The following is a 15,642-nucleotide window of genomic DNA, read 5'->3' on the forward strand; positions in this document are numbered from 1 at the left end:
TATTCAGCGATTCAACGCAGCCGCGTGATGGGCCATGTGTTCGCCCAGGTAGGTCGAAATAAAGTAGTAGCTATGGTCATGACCGGGCCGCAGATTGAGGGTCAACGGGTGTCCCGCCTGTTCACAGGCGGCCCGCAGCAGCTCCGGTCGTAGTTGCTGCTCAAGAAACTCGTCGCTCAACCCCTGATCGACCAGCAACGGCAAGCGTTCCTGCGCCGAACCGATCAGCTCGACGGTGTCGTACTGTTTCCAGCGATCATGGTTCTTCTCGCCTAGATAGGCCGCCAGGGCCTTCTGGCCCCAGGGCACTTGCGTGGGGGCCACGATCGGCGAAAACGCAGAAACACTGGCGTAGCGACCGGGGTTACGAAGAGCAATGACCAAGGCGCCATGGCCTCCCATGGAGTGCCCGCTGATGCTGCGCCTTGACGATGCAGGGAAGTTCGCCTCAATCAGCGTGGGGAGTTCGTCCACCACATAGGAATACATCTGATAGTGATCGCTCCACGGCAACTCCGTGGCGTTCACATAAAACCCTGCCCCTTGACCCAAGTCGTAGGCCGCATCGTCGGCGACGCTCTCCCCGCGGGGGCTGGTATCGGGGGCGACGACAATGATCCCCTGCCGTGCGGCATAACGCTGTACCGCCGCCTTGGTGATGAAGTTCTGCTCGGTGCAGGTCAGCCCAGAGAGCCAGTACAGAACCGGGCAATCTTGATGCTCGGCCTGGGGAGGAAGATAGATACCGAACTTCATCGTGCAGCCAAGCACAGTCGACTCATGCTGATAAACGTCCTGCCAACCCTCGAAGCTGGCGCGATGTTCAATGCGTTCCATGGATGTTCTCCAGTTCTCAAAGAAGCAGTGCCCAGCCGCCTTGCAAGACGACTCGTCGTCCCGATCAAGACCACCTTGCGCACCACCAAGCAGGTTTCCAGTGTTGCCACTGGCATGAGGATCGCTGCTACAAACCCAGGCGCCACCCCACCACAAAGGCCAGATGACGTCTTCGATGTAAAAGCAATGAAATATGCAACCCAGTGAACCGTTACCGTGACGACCTCATAGTCGACGCCGTCCACTGGCCTGCGTTGAATGCTGTGCTTCTGTCATCAAGTGGCGAACGCTCAATCCAGGGGCGTTCACCGATAGCCCTTTGCCGTGAAGGCGAGACACAACGCGCTGCGCCTGGCGTGGGCTAAAAGTGCCGCGAACGGCATGGCATGAAGGGCATGCCAACAACGTTCGCGGCCAAGGTGGAAGATGAGATCGTCGTGACGGAACCACTCCTTTCAAGACGACCCCTTGCCTCCCAGGTTTCAGACAAACGCGTAGGCGCAGACCTTGTTACCGGCCGGGTCACGCAGGTAGGCCGCATAGGCACCCGGCAGGTGGCCACGTGGACCAGGTTGACCTTCGTCGGTACCGCCGGCGGCCAGACCAGCAGCGTGGAACGCATCCACCTCGGCAGGGGTGGCGGCGGCGAAGCCCACAGTCACACCGTTGCTGGAAGGTGCTGCACCATTGCCCGGACGAGCGATGATGAAAGCAGGCTTGTCGCGACCGTACAGCACCCAATCGTTACCGAATGGGCCCAGGTTCTTGATGCCGAGGGCACCCAGAGCCGCGTCGTAGAACGCGGACGACTTCTGGATATCGGAGGCACCGAAGAAGACGTGGGAGAAGATGTCGTTACCGGAAATTACTGGAGTAGCCATTAAAGTGTTTCCTTGATTTTGAGTGTTGAACGATCAGGTAGTGATCAGTAGTGAATAACGGTGCGAATCGACTTGCCTTCGTGCATCAGGTCGAACGCATCGTTGATTTCGTCGAGCCCCATGGTGTGGGTGACGAAGGGCGCCAGGTCGATCTCCCCTTTCATCGCGTCTTCCACCATGCCTGGAAGTTGGGTACGCCCCTTTACGCCGCCAAAAGCGGAGCCTTTCCAGGTCCGGCCAGTGACCAACTGGAACGGACGGGTCGAGATTTCCTTGCCGGCACCGGCAACGCCGATGACGATCGATTGCCCCCAGCCGCGGTGGGCGGCCTCAAGCGCCGAACGCATGACATTGACGTTACCGATGCATTCGAAGGTGTGGTCGACACCCCAGCCGGTCATTTCGATGAGCACTTCGTGAATCGGCTTTTCGTAGTCCTTGGGGTTGATGCACTCCGTAGCACCGAAGTTGCGTGCCAGCTCGAACTTCGCCGGGTTGGTATCGATGGCGATGATGCGGCCCGCCTTGGCTTGGCGTGCGCCTTGGATGGCAGCAAGACCGATACCGCCGAGGCCGAACACCGCCACCGAGTCACCCGGCTGTACCTTGGCCGTGTTGTGCACCGCACCGATACCGGTGGTCACGCCACAACCCAGCAGGCAGACATGTTCCGGATTGGCATCCGGGTTGATCTTGGCCAGCGACACCTCAGCAACGACGGTGTATTCACTGAAGGTCGAGCAACCCATGTAGTGGAACAGCGGCTGGCCGTTGTACGAGAAACGGGTAGTGCCATCAGGCATCAAGCCTTTGCCTTGAGTGGCGCGCACGGATACGCACAGGTTGGTCTTGCCCGACTTGCAGAACAGGCACTCGCCACACTCAGCGGTGTACAGCGGGATAACATGATCCCCTGGTTTCACACTCGTAACGCCTTCACCCACCTCAACAACAATGCCCGCGCCTTCATGACCCAGCACGACCGGGAAGAGGCCCTCAGGATCATCGCCCGACAGAGTGAACGCATCGGTGTGGCAGACACCGGTGTGGGTAATCCTGACAAGCACTTCACCCTTGCGTGGTGGCTCGACGTCAATCTCGACGATTTCGAGTGGTTTTCCTGGCCCGAAGGCAACAGCTGCACGTGATTTCATAATTTCACTTCCTTATCTAAGTGAGTCTCCGGAACCAATCCGCCTGGGCTTAGCTACCGGAGATACGACCGAACGATGGAGATGCTTTCGTCAATGGAGTGTCTCTGCGAGTCGCTCTTCGCTCCTCTGTCAGGAAACTCCTCCCGTAGATGGCTTTCCAGAACGGTCGCCATCAGACCGTTGATCGCGCCACGCACTGCTGCCAGCTGCTGCAGAACCGCGACACATGTCGGATCCGACTCTAAATCCTGCTCCAGAGCAGTGATCTGCCCGCTAATGACTCTAGCTCGGCCAAGAGCCCTCTCCTTCTCTCCAGGGCAACGGGGCACTGGCACTCTCCCTTTACCGCTGAAGTGAAAATACTATACCCCCCTATAGTATAAATAGGAAAGCGAAATTATTTATTCGCCTGTGCATCGTGCCTCCTGCTCAGTGCCAGCACGCCTTTTTCAGCACCAGGAAACAACAGTAAATCTCTAGCCAGCAGCCCCCGCACGAGCAGCAGACTCTCGCTAAAAGCGTGTGATCCATACGTCGGAAAGTTGGCTTCCCCTAGGTGGGGTCCAGATGTAGCAGATGAAGAAGCTGCCGCCCCTTTAGCGTTCGCCAGTGTGGACGACGCGTCGAGGGCGGCCTTGGAAAGTCAGGTACAGGCCCAGGGTTCGAAAGATGAAGACAAACACCTGGCGGCCAGCCAACAAACTTGGTCCCCGACTTCGGCTGGCAACTCAAGCCACATGATCCAGACCAACGGTGACGATGCCTTTGCGGGCACCAGTAAGCAGCGCGACGAGAGTGCGAAGCTTCGTCGCCTAGATCAGCAGTTATCGCAGGTCACCAGGGAACGTGATGCACTAAAAAAGCGCTCGCCGCTTTCTCGCAGTCTACGAAGTGAAGTTCCGGCTCCAAACGGCAGCAAGACGAACGGACTGGCCCCTGACCACCGCCTTTTCTGACACCACCTCCAGCGATGAATCTAGTGGGGTCGTGTAGGATTCGCACCTACCCCCTTTTGCTTGTCCACCCACCGGTGCCGCCATGCCCAAAGCCGCGCAACACCTGCACCTGCCACCGTTCAGCCAGGACCTGCCGGCGCCGGTGTTCTTTCGCACGGCCAACCTGCCGGCCCACGCCACCTACCCCCGGCATAGCCATGCCTGGGGCGAGTTCGTCTATGCCTACAGCGGGGTGATGGAAATCGAACTGGACGACCACCATTACCTGGCGCCGCCGCAGTACGGCATCTGGTTGCCACCGAATGTCGAGCATGTGGGTTTCAACCACCAGGAGGCCTGCCACTGCTCGCTGTACCTGAGCCCGGAGCTGTGCGGCGCCCTGCCTGCGCGGCATTGTGCCCTGAGCCTCAGCCCGCTGGTGCTGGCGCTGCTGGACGACCTGCGCCAAGACCCGCCCGGCCTGCCGCAAAGCCCGGAGCAACAGCGCCTGCTGCAAGTGCTGGTGGACAAACTCGGCCAGGCGTCCTGCGCCGGCAGTTACTTGCCCTCCTCCGATGATCCGCTGCTGGGCCCGGTGCTGCACATGCTCAAGGCCAACCCCGGGGACCCGCGCTCCCTGGGCGAACTGGCCCATGCCGCCAATACCAGCGAGCGCACCCTGGTGCGCCGCAGCCAGAAGGAGCTGGGCATGTCGCTGCTCGAATGGCGCCAGCGGCTGAAGGTGGTCCAGGCCCTGGCCTTGCTGGAACGCGGCCAGACTGTGGAGACCATCGGCCTGGACCTGGGCTACAGCAGCGCCTCGGCCTTCATCAGCATGTTCCGGCGGATGATGGGCACCACCCCGGACGAATACCGCCGGCAGTGCATGGGCCGGGGCTGAACCCCGTCACCTGTGCTTCAGCGAACCGGCGGCAGGAGCGCGCCAGGCAACTGCGCGAGCATCCGCTGCACCGCTTGCTCCGGCGCCAGCCGCGCAGTGTCCAGCACCAGTCGCGGTCGGTCCCAGGCCTGGTAGTCGTGGGCCAGTACCGATTGCCAGCTCGGGGGCGAAAGACCCGGGACATCCGAGCACCGGTCCTCGACCCGGCGTCGGTGCTGGTCACGGTCGGAGCACACCACTTCGATTTCCAGCAAATCGACCTCCAGCTTTCGCGCCAGGGCTTGCCAGGCCGCACGGCTCTCGGCCACCGGGTTGACGCAGTCGGCCAGCACCCGGTTGCCCAGGGCCAGGTTGGCCTCGGCCAGTTGCAAGGCGATCTGATAGCCCGCACTGCCAACCTGCACCAGGCCGGCATCACGCAGGCCCTGTTCGATGCTGTCGATCCGCAGGTAGGTGGCACCCAGGCGTGGAGCGAGGGTGCGGGCGATGGTGGTCTTGCCAGTGCCAGGCAAACCGCCGAACACGATGAGCATGGGGCGCTTCTCCTGATTACGGGTACAGGTCGTCATGTGCCGTTCAGCCACCGAGGCCTTGCAGCTCCAGGCTGGCCGAGGCCGAGAGCGGCCGGGCCGGCTGGATCAGGGCCAGGCCGAAACGTTTGCTGATGGCTCGCCCACCAGTACCGGTCAGGGCGAGGGCGCGGCTGTCCAGGTCGCGGACCAGCCATTTGCGCTGCACCAGGGCTTGCAGCAAGGCCGCGCCCAAAGCGCCGCCCAGGTGCGGACGACGCACGCTCCAGTCCAGGCAACCGCAGGCGAAGCGCCTACGCAGACCGGCCAACGCAACGACATCGATGTCCAGCCCACGGAAGAATTCACTTCCACTGTCGCTGACCCGGTAGCCATCCCCATCCTCCAGCAGCCAACCGGCCTCGAACAAGCGGTCGTGCAACTGCACGCCCAAGGTGCCCGCCAGGTGGTCGTAGCAGGTCCGGGCGAACTGCAGACGATCCGGGGTGCGCGGGCTGAAGCGCTGCTCGCGGCCCTGGCCGATCACCATCAGCGCCTCCAGGGCCCGGGCTACCAGCGGATCGCCAAGGCCGTAGTAGCGGTGCCGGCCCTGGACCTGGACCCGCAGCAGGCCCGCGTCCTTGAGCTTGGCCAAATGCACGCTGGCCGTGGAGGTACTGACCTCGGCGATGGCCGCCAACTCGGTGCTGGTGCGCGCATGGCCGTCCATCAAGGCACACAGCATGCGAGTGCGGGCCGGTTCGGCGATGGCGGCCGCCACCTGGGACACGCCGCGGTCGTTCTGCTCAGCATTCATATTTCGCTCCCTGACGAATCATGCCTTCGGAAGGCTGAGGATAGTAGCAACCGACACGCTTGGCTCACACAGAGATAAATCATGGACTTGATCAGCACTATCACCCATCCCGACCCCTACCGGCATTGCTATGCCGCACTACGGGCCGGGTCCGGCCTGGCCTACGACGCCGGGCTCGGGCTATGGATCGCCAGCAGCGCCGAGGCCGTGACGGCGGCCCTCGAACATCCGGCCTGCCGGGTGCGGCCCCTTTACGAACCAGTGCCGGCGGCGCTGGCGAACGGTCCCGCCGCAGCGCTGTTCGCGCGCCTGATGCGAATGAACGACGGCCCCCGCCACAGCCGCCCCCGCGCCACCATCGAGCCGGGCCTGCGGGCCATGGCCGGCATCGACCTGATGCTTGCCCTGGAACACCGGCGGCCACCGCTGGATACGCCGAGCGACGCCGCCGGAGTGCGCCGCTGGCAATTCCAACTGCCAGTGGCGATGGTTGCCGGCTCGTTCGGCGTGGCGACAGCCCAACAACCCGAGATCGCCCGGCGCACCGGCGAGCTGGTGGCCGGGCTGTCGCCCCTGGGCGATGCGTCCCAGCGCCAGGCCGCCCATCAGGCAGCGCATTACCTGGACCAGCAGATGCAGGCCCTGTTGCACACCGATGCTCCCGGACCGCTGCTGCAAGCGATCCGGCAACAGCAAGGGAGCCTGGACCCGGCAGACCTGCGGGCCAACCTGGTGGGTTTGCTGGTCCAGGCCCATGACGCCTGTGCCGGGCTGTTCGGCAATGCCCTGCTGGCCTTGCTCGACCAACCGGCGCTGGCCCAGCGCCTGCGCCACGACCCGGCGCAGCTCGGCACCTGGTTGCGCCAACAACAGAAGCTCGACCCACCGGTGCACAACACCCGGCGTTTCGTGGCCGAGCCCTGCACCCTGGCCGGAGTAGCGCTACAACCCGGCGACACGCTGCTGGTGCTGCTGGCTGCGGCCAACCACGACCCGGCCCTGCCCCCGGACCAGGACTTGAGTTTCGGCGCCGGCCGCCACCAGTGCCCGGGCCGGGGCCTGGCGCTGAACATAGTCGCCAGCCTGCTCCTGGCCCTGCTGGGCACGCCGGCCCTGGCCGAGCTGCGGCTACGCTGGCACTACCTGCCGTCCCTCAATGGTCGGATCCCGTGGTTCAACGATGCATTGCCGACCCGCTGAACCAGGCACCCTTGGCAGCGCCCCGGGCTTGCGGTAAAACCTGCGGCCCACGCGGTGCCCGGCACCCCGACCGATCCCGGAACAAGGAACGCCCATGCTGTTTGTAGTGATGCTGGGGGGCAAGCACCCCCAGGCGAAGATCGAGGTCCACGACGTCCAGTTCGTGGTGGCCGACTCCCTGGAAGCGACCTACCCGCAACTACGCGAGGGCTGGTTCGGCAGCCCAGCCGGCCTGCACATCGACTCATGGATGCAGGTCGATGGCGTCGAAGGCTACAAGCTCGAGCTCAGCCCCCTGGCCCCCGCGGCCGGTGCGCCCCGGCTGTTCTTCATCAACCTGGGCGGCTACGAGAGCGCCACCTTCGGCGAAGCCCATCGCTACTTGCTGGTGGTTGCCTCGGACAAGCAGCAAGCCAAGGCCAAGGCCAAGCAGCAGATGCTCGCCCATTGGCACAAGGCCCATACCGATGCCCTGCTGGATGTCGACGACTGCCTTCCGATCGACCTGTTGCAAGGACGCTACGTGCACCTGGTGCCAGGCCCGCACCGGGGCATAACGCAGCACAATGACTACATCATCCTCGGCTAGGCGCGTAGTGGCGGCCTAGGCTCGCGGTGCGCCGGGCACCAGATAATCCAGGGCCAGATCGTCGATCGGCACCACCCGCTCCAGCAGGTACTGGCGCAAGCGCGCGATCCGCTCCTGCTGGAGGCTGCCGCGCAACCACACCAGGTAGTAACCGTCTCCCGAGGCCACTGCCCGGGGGAACGGCAGCCCCACCCGCCCACGCCGAATGTCCTCGGCCACCAGGTGCAGGTCGCCCACCGACAGCCCGTGCCCGGCCATGGCGGCGGAAATTGCCTGGTCCAGGGTGTCGAAGACCGTACCCCGGTCCAACCGCAGCGCCTGTGCCAAGCCCTGCTCCGGCTGGGCCTGCAGCCAGCGGCGCCAGTCGCGGCGATCCGCCGAAGGGTGGATCAGCTCGGCCTGCGCCAGGCGCTCCAGGGTCCAGGCCGGCGCATCCGCAGGTTGCGGCGCACCGATGGGGATCAGCCACTCGTCGAACAGCTTGCAAGCCTCGACCCCGACCCCGAAGTGGCCATTGCCCAGCAGGATCGCGCAGTCGTAGGGCTCGGCGTGCAGGTCCGCATGATCGAAATCCATCCACACGCTGGCCAACTGCACCGGCAGTTCCGGGCAGTCGCCCTTGAATTGCTCCAGTACCCGCAGCAGCCAGCGCATGGTCAGGGTCGAAGGCGCTTTCAGGCGCAGCTGGCCGCTGTTGGCGCGCAGGGGCAGGCAGGCGTCCTCGATGATCCGAAAGCCGCTCTTGAGCTCCCGGGCCAGGCGCTGGCCGACGTCGGTCAGTACCAGCCGCGGCCCATGACGCTCGAACAGGCGGCAGCCGAACTGGCTCTCCAGCGTACGGATATGCCGGCTGATGGCGCTCTGGGTCAGGGACAGTTCCTCTGCCGCACGGGTGAAGGAGCTGGAACGAGCGGCCACTTCGAACGCACGCAAGGCATAGAGCGGCGGCAGGGACTCGACCATCGGCGGGCACTCATCATGATAAAAAATCATAGTAAGTCACAGCTTTTTGCGTTTTTCAACGCCGGCAAAAGCCCCCAAGCTGCGCGCCTGTCAATTGCCGGGAGCCTGGTCCGTGGAGCTGAATCTGTCGTTGTTGCTGGTCTACATGCTGAGCGTGCTGATGCTGGTGGCGACCCCGGGACCGGTGGTGGCGCTGATCATCAATACCAGCATGAACGCCGGCCCGCGCCAGGCGCTGCTGACCGCCGTGGGCACCAACGCGGCCTCGCTGCTGCTGGCCCTGGTGGCGGTGCTGATGCTGACCACCGGCCTGTCCCTGGATCCGCGCCTGATCAGCTGGGTCAGCCTGCTGGGCTGCTGTTTCATCGGCTGGCTGGCGCTCCAGGGCCTGCGGGAAGCTGCCGCTGCGCCCGGCAGCGAACCTGAGGCCGCTAGCCCACGACGCCGTGGCCAGGGCCTGGCGACCGGCTTCCTGGTGGGGATCGGCAACCCCAAGGACATCATCTTCTTCGTCTCGTTCTTTCCCCAGTTCATCCAGGTCGGGCGCTCCCTGCAGCACAGCGCCCTGCTGCTGACCCTGGTCTGGGCGCTGATCGACTTCGCGGTGCTGGGGGCCTACATCCTCGTCGCACGTCAAGGCTTCTCACTGAAGTACAAGCGCCTGGTCACCGGCTTGTCGAGCCTGGTACTGCTGGGCGTGGCACTGGTGGGGCTGGTCTATTCGGTGCTGGAGTTGCTGCGCCCGGCGGCCTGAGACGTCAGACGCTGCGCAGCTCCAGGGTCAGGTGCGCCAACCCGGGCACCGGCGCCAGCCGCCCACGCAGGGCCTCGGCATTGAGGGACGCGCGGGCCACCACGCTGACGATCGCCGCCCGTGCCCCGGGGCCCACCTGCCACACATGCAGGTCGACGATATTGGCGTCGCCCGGCGCTTCCACCGAACGGCGGATCTGCTCGGCCACCTGCTCGTCGCTGGCATCGAGCAGCACCGCGGCGCTGGACTTGATCAAGGTGTAGGACCAGCGCGCGATCACCAGGGCGCCGACGATGCCCATCGCTGGATCGAGCCAGACCCACCCCAGGTAGCGCCCGGCCAGCAAGGCGACGATGGCCAGTACCGAGGTCAGGGCATCGGCCAGGACGTGGACATAGGCCGAGTGCAGGTTGTTGTCACCATGGCCAGCGTGCTGCCGTTGATGTTCGTGATGTTCGTGATGTTCGTGATGTTCGTGATGTTCGTGATGATGCCCGTGGGCATGGCCGTGATGTCCATGCCCGGCCCCCAGCAACCAGGCGCTGAGGATGTTCACCGCCAACCCCACCACTGCAATCAGCGTGGCTTCGGCAAAAGCCACGCTGGCCGGCTGGAACAAGCGCACCAGCGACTCACCGGCGATGCCCAGGGCTACCAGGCCAAGGATGATCGCCGAAGCGAAACCCGCCAGGTCACCGACCTTGCCGGTGCCGAAGCTGAAACGGCGGTTGCCGGCATTGCGCCGGGCAAAGCCATAGGCCGCCGCCGCGATCCCCAGGGCTCCGGCATGGGTCGCCATATGCAACCCGTCGGCCAGCAGCGCCATGGAACCGGTGAGATAACCGGCGAGGATTTCCCCCACCATCATCACCACCGTCAGCACCACCACCCACAAGGTGCGCCGGGCATTGGCATCGTGATCGGCACCGAGGAACTGGTGCTCATGGGCCAGGCTCGCGGCCTGTTGCGACAGGTTCATCATGGGCTCCTACTTGGAATAACGGCGAATGGCTTGCAGCAGTTCATCCACACCCTTGGCCCGCTCGGCATCGCTGAGCTCGGGATGAGCCACATGTTCCAGGGCATGGGCCTCGATGATCTCGTCCAGCAAACCGTTCATTGCGCCCCGGCTGGCGGCCACCAGATGCAGGGTCGTGGCGCATTCGGCACCGTCCTGCAGGGCCCGTTCGATGGCCTGGACCTGCCCGAGAATGCGCCGGACGCGCTTGAGCAGCTGCTCCTTGCGCTCATGAGTGTGCGACATACCTATACCCCCTATACCTATATGGCGAGCATGCTGCGCCCGGATCGGCCGTTGCGCAAGTCGCTATCGCCGCAAACCTTTGCGCTCCCGGGAGACCGCCGACCAGCGGCATGGCCCGGCAGAAAAAGCTGCTGTTCGTCACACTGCGTGGATTAACATAGCCAAGTGCCATCCCTTCTCCAGGACCCTCTCTTCCATGTTGTCCAGCATCCGATGATTGCCGTCTGGTCACTGCTCTGCCTGACCTCGCTGCTGGCCCTGCTGGTGCTCTGGCTGTTGCGCCGCGAGCGGTTGGCCCAGGCCCAGTTGCGGGCCTACCGGGAACTCAGCCAAGGCCGGCCCGACACCGTCGAACGCTTCGAGCGCAGCCAGTACTTCGCACGGATCGGCACCTGGGACTGGGAGGTCGATACCCAGCACCTGTACTGGTCGGAAGCCATCTACGGCATGTTCGGTTTCAAGGTCGGCGAGGTGGTGCCCTCCTACGAACTGTTCTGCTCTTGCGTGCACCCAGAGGACCGCGAGCGGGTGCGCGCCGGCGAGCTCCATTGCCTGCGCACCGGCGACAACCACGATGAGGAATACCGGGTGATCTGGCCCGACGGCAGCATCCACTGGCTGCGCGAGACCGGCAACGTGGTGCGTAACGGGCACAACGCCACGGTGAAGATGATGGGGGTGGTACGCGATATCACCGACGAGAAGGTTTCCACTCGCCAGTTGCAGCGCCTGGCGCACTTCGATCCACTGACCGGCCTGCCCAACCGCCTGATGCTCGAACAGCGCCTGTCGCGAGCCCTGGAACAGGCGCGCCTGGACCAGACCCGGGTGGCCCTGGTGTTCGTCGACCTCAATGGCTTCAAGGCGATCAACGACCAGTACGGCCATGCCATCGGCGACCGCGTACTGAGCGTCACCGCCCAGCGCCTGCAGGGCGTGCTACGCAGCAGCGATACCGTGGCCCGGATCGGCGGCGACGAATTCGTGGTGATTCTCGAAGGCTTGTCGCCGGCGCTGGACCTGGCCGAGGAAGCCGGGCGCATTGGCGAGAAGATCTTCAGCCAACTGGCGCCGCCGGTGGAGGTCGACGACCGCCGGCACAGCGTGGGCAGCAGCCTGGGGGTCGCGGTGTTTCCCGACCACGGGGCACGCATGGACCAACTGCTGCACGTGGCCGACCTGGCGATGTACGAGGCCAAGCGCAGCGGCAACAACCAGTACCGCCTGGGCCAGTGAAGCCGCAGCTCAGCGCCGCAGCAGGCGTTCACCCAGATAGGCCAGGGCTTGCTGGAACAGCGGATGCCATTGTTCCGATGGCGCCTCGGCCAGGGGATGCCAGAAGAAGCTGAACTCATGGCCGCCGTCATCGCCACAACGGTGGCTCCAGGATTCGGCCAGCGCCTGGACCACCCGGCATTCATGGAAGGCCCAGACCTGGCCGGGGAATCCGGACTGCCAGATGCCCAGCGGGCGCACCGCGATGCCCTGGACCCCAGCCTCCTCCGCCAGCTCGCGGACCGCCGCCGCGGCCGCCGCCTCACCTACCTCGATGCTGCCCTTGACCAGTTGCAGGCCAGCCAATGGGTGCCGAAAAGCCAGGATTTCCAGGCCTGCGCCCTGGCGCAACACCACGGGGCATGCCTTGTTCGCCTGCATGTTCACGCTCCCTGGCTCAGTCGTCGCGGGTCAGCACTTCCAGCAGTTCGATCTCGAACACCAGGTTGGCGTTGGCCGGGATCGAGCCCACGGCACGCTCGCCATACCCCAGGTGCGCCGGCACCAGCAGCTTGCGCTTGCCGCCCACCTGCATGCCCATCAGGCCCTGGTCCCAGCCCTTGATCACCCGCCCGGTGCCGATCACGCACTGGAACGGCTTGCCGCGATCATAGGAAGAATCGAAGCTGCTGCCATCCTCCAGGAATCCGCGGTACTGGGTGGTGATCAGGGCGCCCTTGACCACGGCCTTGCCGTCGCCCAGCTGGATATCGATCACCTGCAACTCATCGCTCATGCGTGCTCATCCTTCAACCATCGCCCCGGTGCGGGGCTGCGGGCGGCTTTTTCGCAGAATTGCCCGGGCTTGGCAATCACTGGGCTTGTCGCCGGATAACGGTGCCGGTCTCGTTGAAGATGCCAGCCAGCGCCGCGTCGAGTTCATCCGGCACCAGCAACCCGGTTTCCCAGCGTATTTCCAGGCTCGGCAGGGAACGACACCAGGCCACCGCCTGGGAGAAGTGCAGGGTCAGTTGGCCCGGCGCCAGCAGCACCTGCTGGATACCGCCGTAGCCGGATACACCCTGGCCCCCGAGCTCCACATGGTAGGTAGCCATGCCCAGTGCCTCGTCCTGCTCGTCGAATTCCTCGGCACGCTGCAACAGCAGGTAATGCGTGGGCTGCGCCGGGTCGTCGGCCAGGCCGAGGATATGCACCTCGTCTTCGGTATAGGCGCTATAGGTGTTGGCGTGAAATTCCAGGTTCATCCATTGTTTTCCTTGTGCAGTCGGTCTGGCCGTCACTGGCGCAGCAACCCATGTTCATAGTCCAGCCAGCCCTGCTCGCCGAGTTCGTGCAAATAATCCAGTACCTGGTCCAGGGATACCTCGGCCGGCACGTTGAGTGCGTAGAACCAGCGATGCAGCCCTTCCCAACTGCAACCCAGCGCCACCAGGTGCTGCAGGACCTGCTGCGCCTCGTCGTGGCCCGGTTCGTGGAACACCAGGCGCAAGGTGCTGTTGGTGCTTGCGCGGATCACCCGTTCGAACCATTTCAGGCCGTCATCCGCCACCCGTACCTGTACCTCATCACCCCAGCACAGCTCGCGGGAATAGAAGGGAATGTTATCGATCCGGTAATGCCCGCAAGGCTGGAGCTGGGCCCAGACGCCTTCGCTGGAAACCGGCGGGTAGTCGTCGACCACCGTCAGCCGGAGCATGATCTTGTCCATCGCCAGTCCCTGGTTGTGCGAAATGGGAGCGCTTTTTCGCAGAATTGCCCGGACCTGGCAACCATCGGCCGGGAGTATTCCGTTACCATGGCCGCCCCCACGCCCCACCTCGATAAGGACATCCATGGCCACCGCCGATATCGTCACCCTGGCGCTGCTCGCCCTGCTGGCGCTGTACCTGTTCAGCCTCTACAACCGCCTGACGATCCGCCGCACCCGCCTGCGCAACGCCTTTGCCCAGATCGAAGTGCAGCTCAAGCGCCGCTACGACCTGATTCCCAACCTGCTGGAAACCGTCAAGGGCTACCTGCAGCACGAACACACCACCCTCACCGCCCTGGCCCAGGCCCGCAACACCGCCCGGGACAGCCTGCAGGCAGCGGCTGCCGAGCCTGGCGACCGCGAGAAGATCCTGCGCCTCGGCCAGGACCAGGGCGCCCTGGACCAGGCCCTGGGCCACCTGCACCTGAACCTCGAGGCTTATCCGCAACTCCAGGGCTCGCAGAACATGGCGCAGTTGAGCGAGGAGCTCACCAGCACCGAGAACAAAGTGGCGTTCGCCCGCCAAGCCTTCAACGATGCGGTGACCGACTACAACCTGTGCAAGCAGCAGGTGCCGGCGCTGTTCTTCGCCCGCTTGCTGGGTCATCGCAGCGACGCCACCCTGTTGCAATTCAGCGACAGCGCGCTGATTCAAGACGCCACCCGGATCGCCTTCCAGTAAAGCGGCCCCTGCCCTGCGGATGTTTGCATGAAATTCTTTCAACACCAGGCCCAGGCCCGGCGCCGCACCCTCAAGCTGCTGTCATTGATGGCCCTGGCGGTGGCCAGCCTGACCGCCCTCAGCAGCCTTGGCCTCGGCTGGCTGTGGCGCGAGCTGAACCAGGAATCCGACCAGCCCAAGGTACTGAACTGGCCCCTGGTCGCAGTGGTGGCCGCCCTTATCGTCCTGGTGGTGCTGCTGGGCAGTTGGTACAAGACCTGGCGCCTGCGCGCCGGCGGCAAGGTTATCGCCGAGCACCTGGGCGGACGCCTGATCAACGGCGCGGCGCGCAACAGCGATGAACAGCGGCTGCTGAACATCGTCGAGGAAATGGCCCTGGCTTCGGGCACCACGATGCCTGCGGTGTATGTACTGCCCGAAGAGGCGATCAACGCCTTCGCCGCCGGTCTCGACCCGCAGCAAGCGGTGCTGGGGGTGACCCGGGGCGCCCTCGCCCGGCTGGAGCGCGATGAGCTGCAAGGCATGGTCGCCCACGAATTCAGCCACATTCATAATGGCGACATGCGCCTCAACACCCGGCTGCTGGCGGTGATCCACGGGCTGCTGCTGTTCAGCCTGGCGGGCGTGCTGGTGCTGCGCCAGGCCGAACGCGAGCACCTGGCCAGCGACCGCCACCGCTTCATCTGGCAGATAGTCTTCGCCGTGCTCGGCCTGGCCCTGCTGATCCTGGGCTCGCTCGGCACCTTGCTGGGCAACCTGATCAAGGCCGCCATCGGCCGCCAGCGCGAATTCCTCGCCGACGCCTCGGCCGTGCAGTTCACCCGCAACCCCCAGGGCCTGAGCGGGGCGCTGAAGAAAATCGGCGGCTGCACTGCCGGCTCGCGCCTGAAGGCCTTCAACGCCGCGCAATACAGCCACATGTATTTCCACCAGGGCGTGCAGTCGCGCCTGGACCGGCTGTTCGCCACCCACCCACCCCTGGCCGAGCGCATACGGCGCCTGGATCCGCAGTGGGATGGGCGCTATCCGGGAGACAGTCGATAAGCCCGACTAGTCATCGTTACTACGTGCCTCATGGCGCCTGAGCCGAGTCTCAACCGATACCCCTTACCCACCGTTGCTCGCCTGCGGCTGAAATCGTCACCGCCAGGCCGTTATCATCGCTGCGCC

At 64.5% G+C, this 15,642-nt stretch carries 21 protein-coding genes; 8 read left to right on the forward strand and 13 right to left on the reverse strand.

All coding sequences use genetic code 11. From position 1 onward, the window contains the following. Positions 1–3: 3 nt before the first annotated feature. From fghA to GDH07_RS15675, 4 genes are all read right to left on the reverse strand, one after another. Positions 4–837, reverse strand: coding sequence for an S-formylglutathione hydrolase (fghA, locus tag GDH07_RS15660; RefSeq protein ID WP_152898115.1), 834 nt, complete (start codon positions 835–837; stop codon positions 4–6). Positions 838–1,319: 482 nt separating this feature from the next. Beyond that, the gene (locus tag GDH07_RS15665) at positions 1,320–1,718 is read right to left on the reverse strand and encodes a VOC family protein (protein WP_152898116.1); all 399 of its coding nucleotides are present in this window, start codon (positions 1,716–1,718) and stop codon (positions 1,320–1,322) included. Between the two features lie 44 nt (positions 1,719–1,762). Then, positions 1,763–2,872 carry an S-(hydroxymethyl)glutathione dehydrogenase/class III alcohol dehydrogenase gene (locus GDH07_RS15670; protein WP_152898117.1) on the reverse strand — a complete coding sequence of 370 codons (1,110 nt, stop codon included), beginning with the start codon at positions 2,870–2,872 and terminating at the stop codon, positions 1,763–1,765. 53 nt (positions 2,873–2,925) lie between these two features. Next, on the reverse strand, positions 2,926–3,207 hold the full coding sequence (locus GDH07_RS15675; RefSeq protein ID WP_425502111.1) for a metal-sensing transcriptional repressor: 282 nt from the start codon (positions 3,205–3,207) through the stop codon (positions 2,926–2,928). Between the two features lie 300 nt (positions 3,208–3,507). On the opposite strand from GDH07_RS15675, the gene GDH07_RS15680 reads away from it, so the two are divergent. Together GDH07_RS15680 and GDH07_RS15685 are read left to right on the forward strand one after the other, a co-directional pair. Continuing rightward, positions 3,508–3,828, forward strand: coding sequence for a hypothetical protein (locus GDH07_RS15680; protein ID WP_152898118.1), 321 nt, complete (start codon positions 3,508–3,510; stop codon positions 3,826–3,828). A gap of 82 nt (positions 3,829–3,910) precedes the next feature. Further along, positions 3,911–4,708, forward strand: a complete 798-nt coding sequence (locus GDH07_RS15685; RefSeq protein WP_022643870.1) for an AraC family transcriptional regulator — start codon at positions 3,911–3,913, stop codon at positions 4,706–4,708. 17 nt (positions 4,709–4,725) lie between these two features. Here the strand turns inward: GDH07_RS15685 and GDH07_RS15690 are convergent, their stop codons facing one another. Both GDH07_RS15690 and GDH07_RS15695 read right to left on the reverse strand, forming a co-directional pair. Continuing rightward, positions 4,726–5,241 (reverse strand): AAA family ATPase, encoded by a 516-nt coding sequence (locus tag GDH07_RS15690; RefSeq protein ID WP_152898119.1) that lies wholly within the window; start codon positions 5,239–5,241, stop codon positions 4,726–4,728. Positions 5,242–5,284: 43 nt separating this feature from the next. Beyond that, a complete protein-coding gene (locus tag GDH07_RS15695; protein ID WP_152898120.1) occupies positions 5,285–6,034 on the reverse strand; it encodes an ArsR/SmtB family transcription factor in 750 nt (249 codons plus the stop codon). 81 nt (positions 6,035–6,115) lie between these two features. On the opposite strand from GDH07_RS15695, the gene GDH07_RS15700 reads away from it, so the two are divergent. Both GDH07_RS15700 and GDH07_RS15705 read left to right on the forward strand, forming a co-directional pair. Next, complete coding sequence (locus tag GDH07_RS15700) at positions 6,116–7,234, forward strand: cytochrome P450 family protein (protein ID WP_152898121.1); 1,119 nt, start codon at positions 6,116–6,118, stop codon at positions 7,232–7,234. A 94-nt stretch (positions 7,235–7,328) separates the two neighbouring features. After that, positions 7,329–7,823, forward strand: a complete 495-nt coding sequence (locus GDH07_RS15705; RefSeq protein WP_022643866.1) for a DUF1543 domain-containing protein — start codon at positions 7,329–7,331, stop codon at positions 7,821–7,823. A gap of 15 nt (positions 7,824–7,838) precedes the next feature. Here GDH07_RS15705 and GDH07_RS15710 read toward each other — a convergent pair whose 3' ends face one another. Then, positions 7,839–8,786 carry a LysR substrate-binding domain-containing protein gene (locus GDH07_RS15710; protein WP_152898122.1) on the reverse strand — a complete coding sequence of 316 codons (948 nt, stop codon included), beginning with the start codon at positions 8,784–8,786 and terminating at the stop codon, positions 7,839–7,841. Positions 8,787–8,904: 118 nt separating this feature from the next. Here GDH07_RS15710 and GDH07_RS15715 point away from each other — a divergent pair, with 118 nt between their 5' ends. After that, entirely contained in the window at positions 8,905–9,540 is a 636-nt protein-coding gene (locus GDH07_RS15715; protein WP_031321526.1) for a LysE family translocator, read from the forward strand. Between the two features lie 4 nt (positions 9,541–9,544). Here the strand turns inward: GDH07_RS15715 and dmeF are convergent, their stop codons facing one another. Next, positions 9,545–10,519, reverse strand: coding sequence for a CDF family Co(II)/Ni(II) efflux transporter DmeF (gene dmeF / locus GDH07_RS15720; protein WP_152898123.1), 975 nt, complete (start codon positions 10,517–10,519; stop codon positions 9,545–9,547). Positions 10,520–10,528: 9 nt separating this feature from the next. Continuing rightward, entirely contained in the window at positions 10,529–10,804 is a 276-nt protein-coding gene (locus GDH07_RS15725; RefSeq protein ID WP_053136119.1) for a metal/formaldehyde-sensitive transcriptional repressor, read from the reverse strand. Positions 10,805–11,017: 213 nt separating this feature from the next. Between GDH07_RS15725 and GDH07_RS15730 the strand changes: the two genes are divergently transcribed. Continuing rightward, positions 11,018–12,040, forward strand: coding sequence for a sensor domain-containing diguanylate cyclase (locus tag GDH07_RS15730; protein WP_152898124.1), 1,023 nt, complete (start codon positions 11,018–11,020; stop codon positions 12,038–12,040). 9 nt (positions 12,041–12,049) lie between these two features. On the opposite strand, the gene GDH07_RS15735 is transcribed toward GDH07_RS15730, so the two are convergent. From GDH07_RS15735 to GDH07_RS15750, 4 genes are all read right to left on the reverse strand, one after another. Continuing rightward, entirely contained in the window at positions 12,050–12,460 is a 411-nt protein-coding gene (locus GDH07_RS15735) for an NUDIX domain-containing protein (protein WP_022643859.1), read from the reverse strand. Positions 12,461–12,476: 16 nt separating this feature from the next. After that, complete coding sequence (locus GDH07_RS15740; protein WP_022643858.1) at positions 12,477–12,815, reverse strand: FKBP-type peptidyl-prolyl cis-trans isomerase; 339 nt, start codon at positions 12,813–12,815, stop codon at positions 12,477–12,479. A 76-nt stretch (positions 12,816–12,891) separates the two neighbouring features. Further along, positions 12,892–13,284, reverse strand: coding sequence for an Imm10 family immunity protein (locus GDH07_RS15745; RefSeq protein WP_152898125.1), 393 nt, complete (start codon positions 13,282–13,284; stop codon positions 12,892–12,894). A gap of 32 nt (positions 13,285–13,316) precedes the next feature. After that, a complete protein-coding gene (locus GDH07_RS15750; protein WP_152898126.1) occupies positions 13,317–13,748 on the reverse strand; it encodes a DUF4265 domain-containing protein in 432 nt (143 codons plus the stop codon). A gap of 124 nt (positions 13,749–13,872) precedes the next feature. Here GDH07_RS15750 and GDH07_RS15755 point away from each other — a divergent pair, with 124 nt between their 5' ends. Together GDH07_RS15755 and GDH07_RS15760 are read left to right on the forward strand one after the other, a co-directional pair. Beyond that, positions 13,873–14,472, forward strand: coding sequence for a LemA family protein (locus GDH07_RS15755; RefSeq protein ID WP_085596511.1), 600 nt, complete (start codon positions 13,873–13,875; stop codon positions 14,470–14,472). 27 nt (positions 14,473–14,499) lie between these two features. After that, a complete protein-coding gene (locus tag GDH07_RS15760; protein WP_152898127.1) occupies positions 14,500–15,516 on the forward strand; it encodes a M48 family metallopeptidase in 1,017 nt (338 codons plus the stop codon). Positions 15,517–15,642 lie beyond the last annotated feature (126 nt).

It is taken from the genome of Pseudomonas piscis (assembly GCF_009380155.1).
Taxonomy (GTDB): domain Bacteria; phylum Pseudomonadota; class Gammaproteobacteria; order Pseudomonadales; family Pseudomonadaceae; genus Aquipseudomonas; species Aquipseudomonas piscis.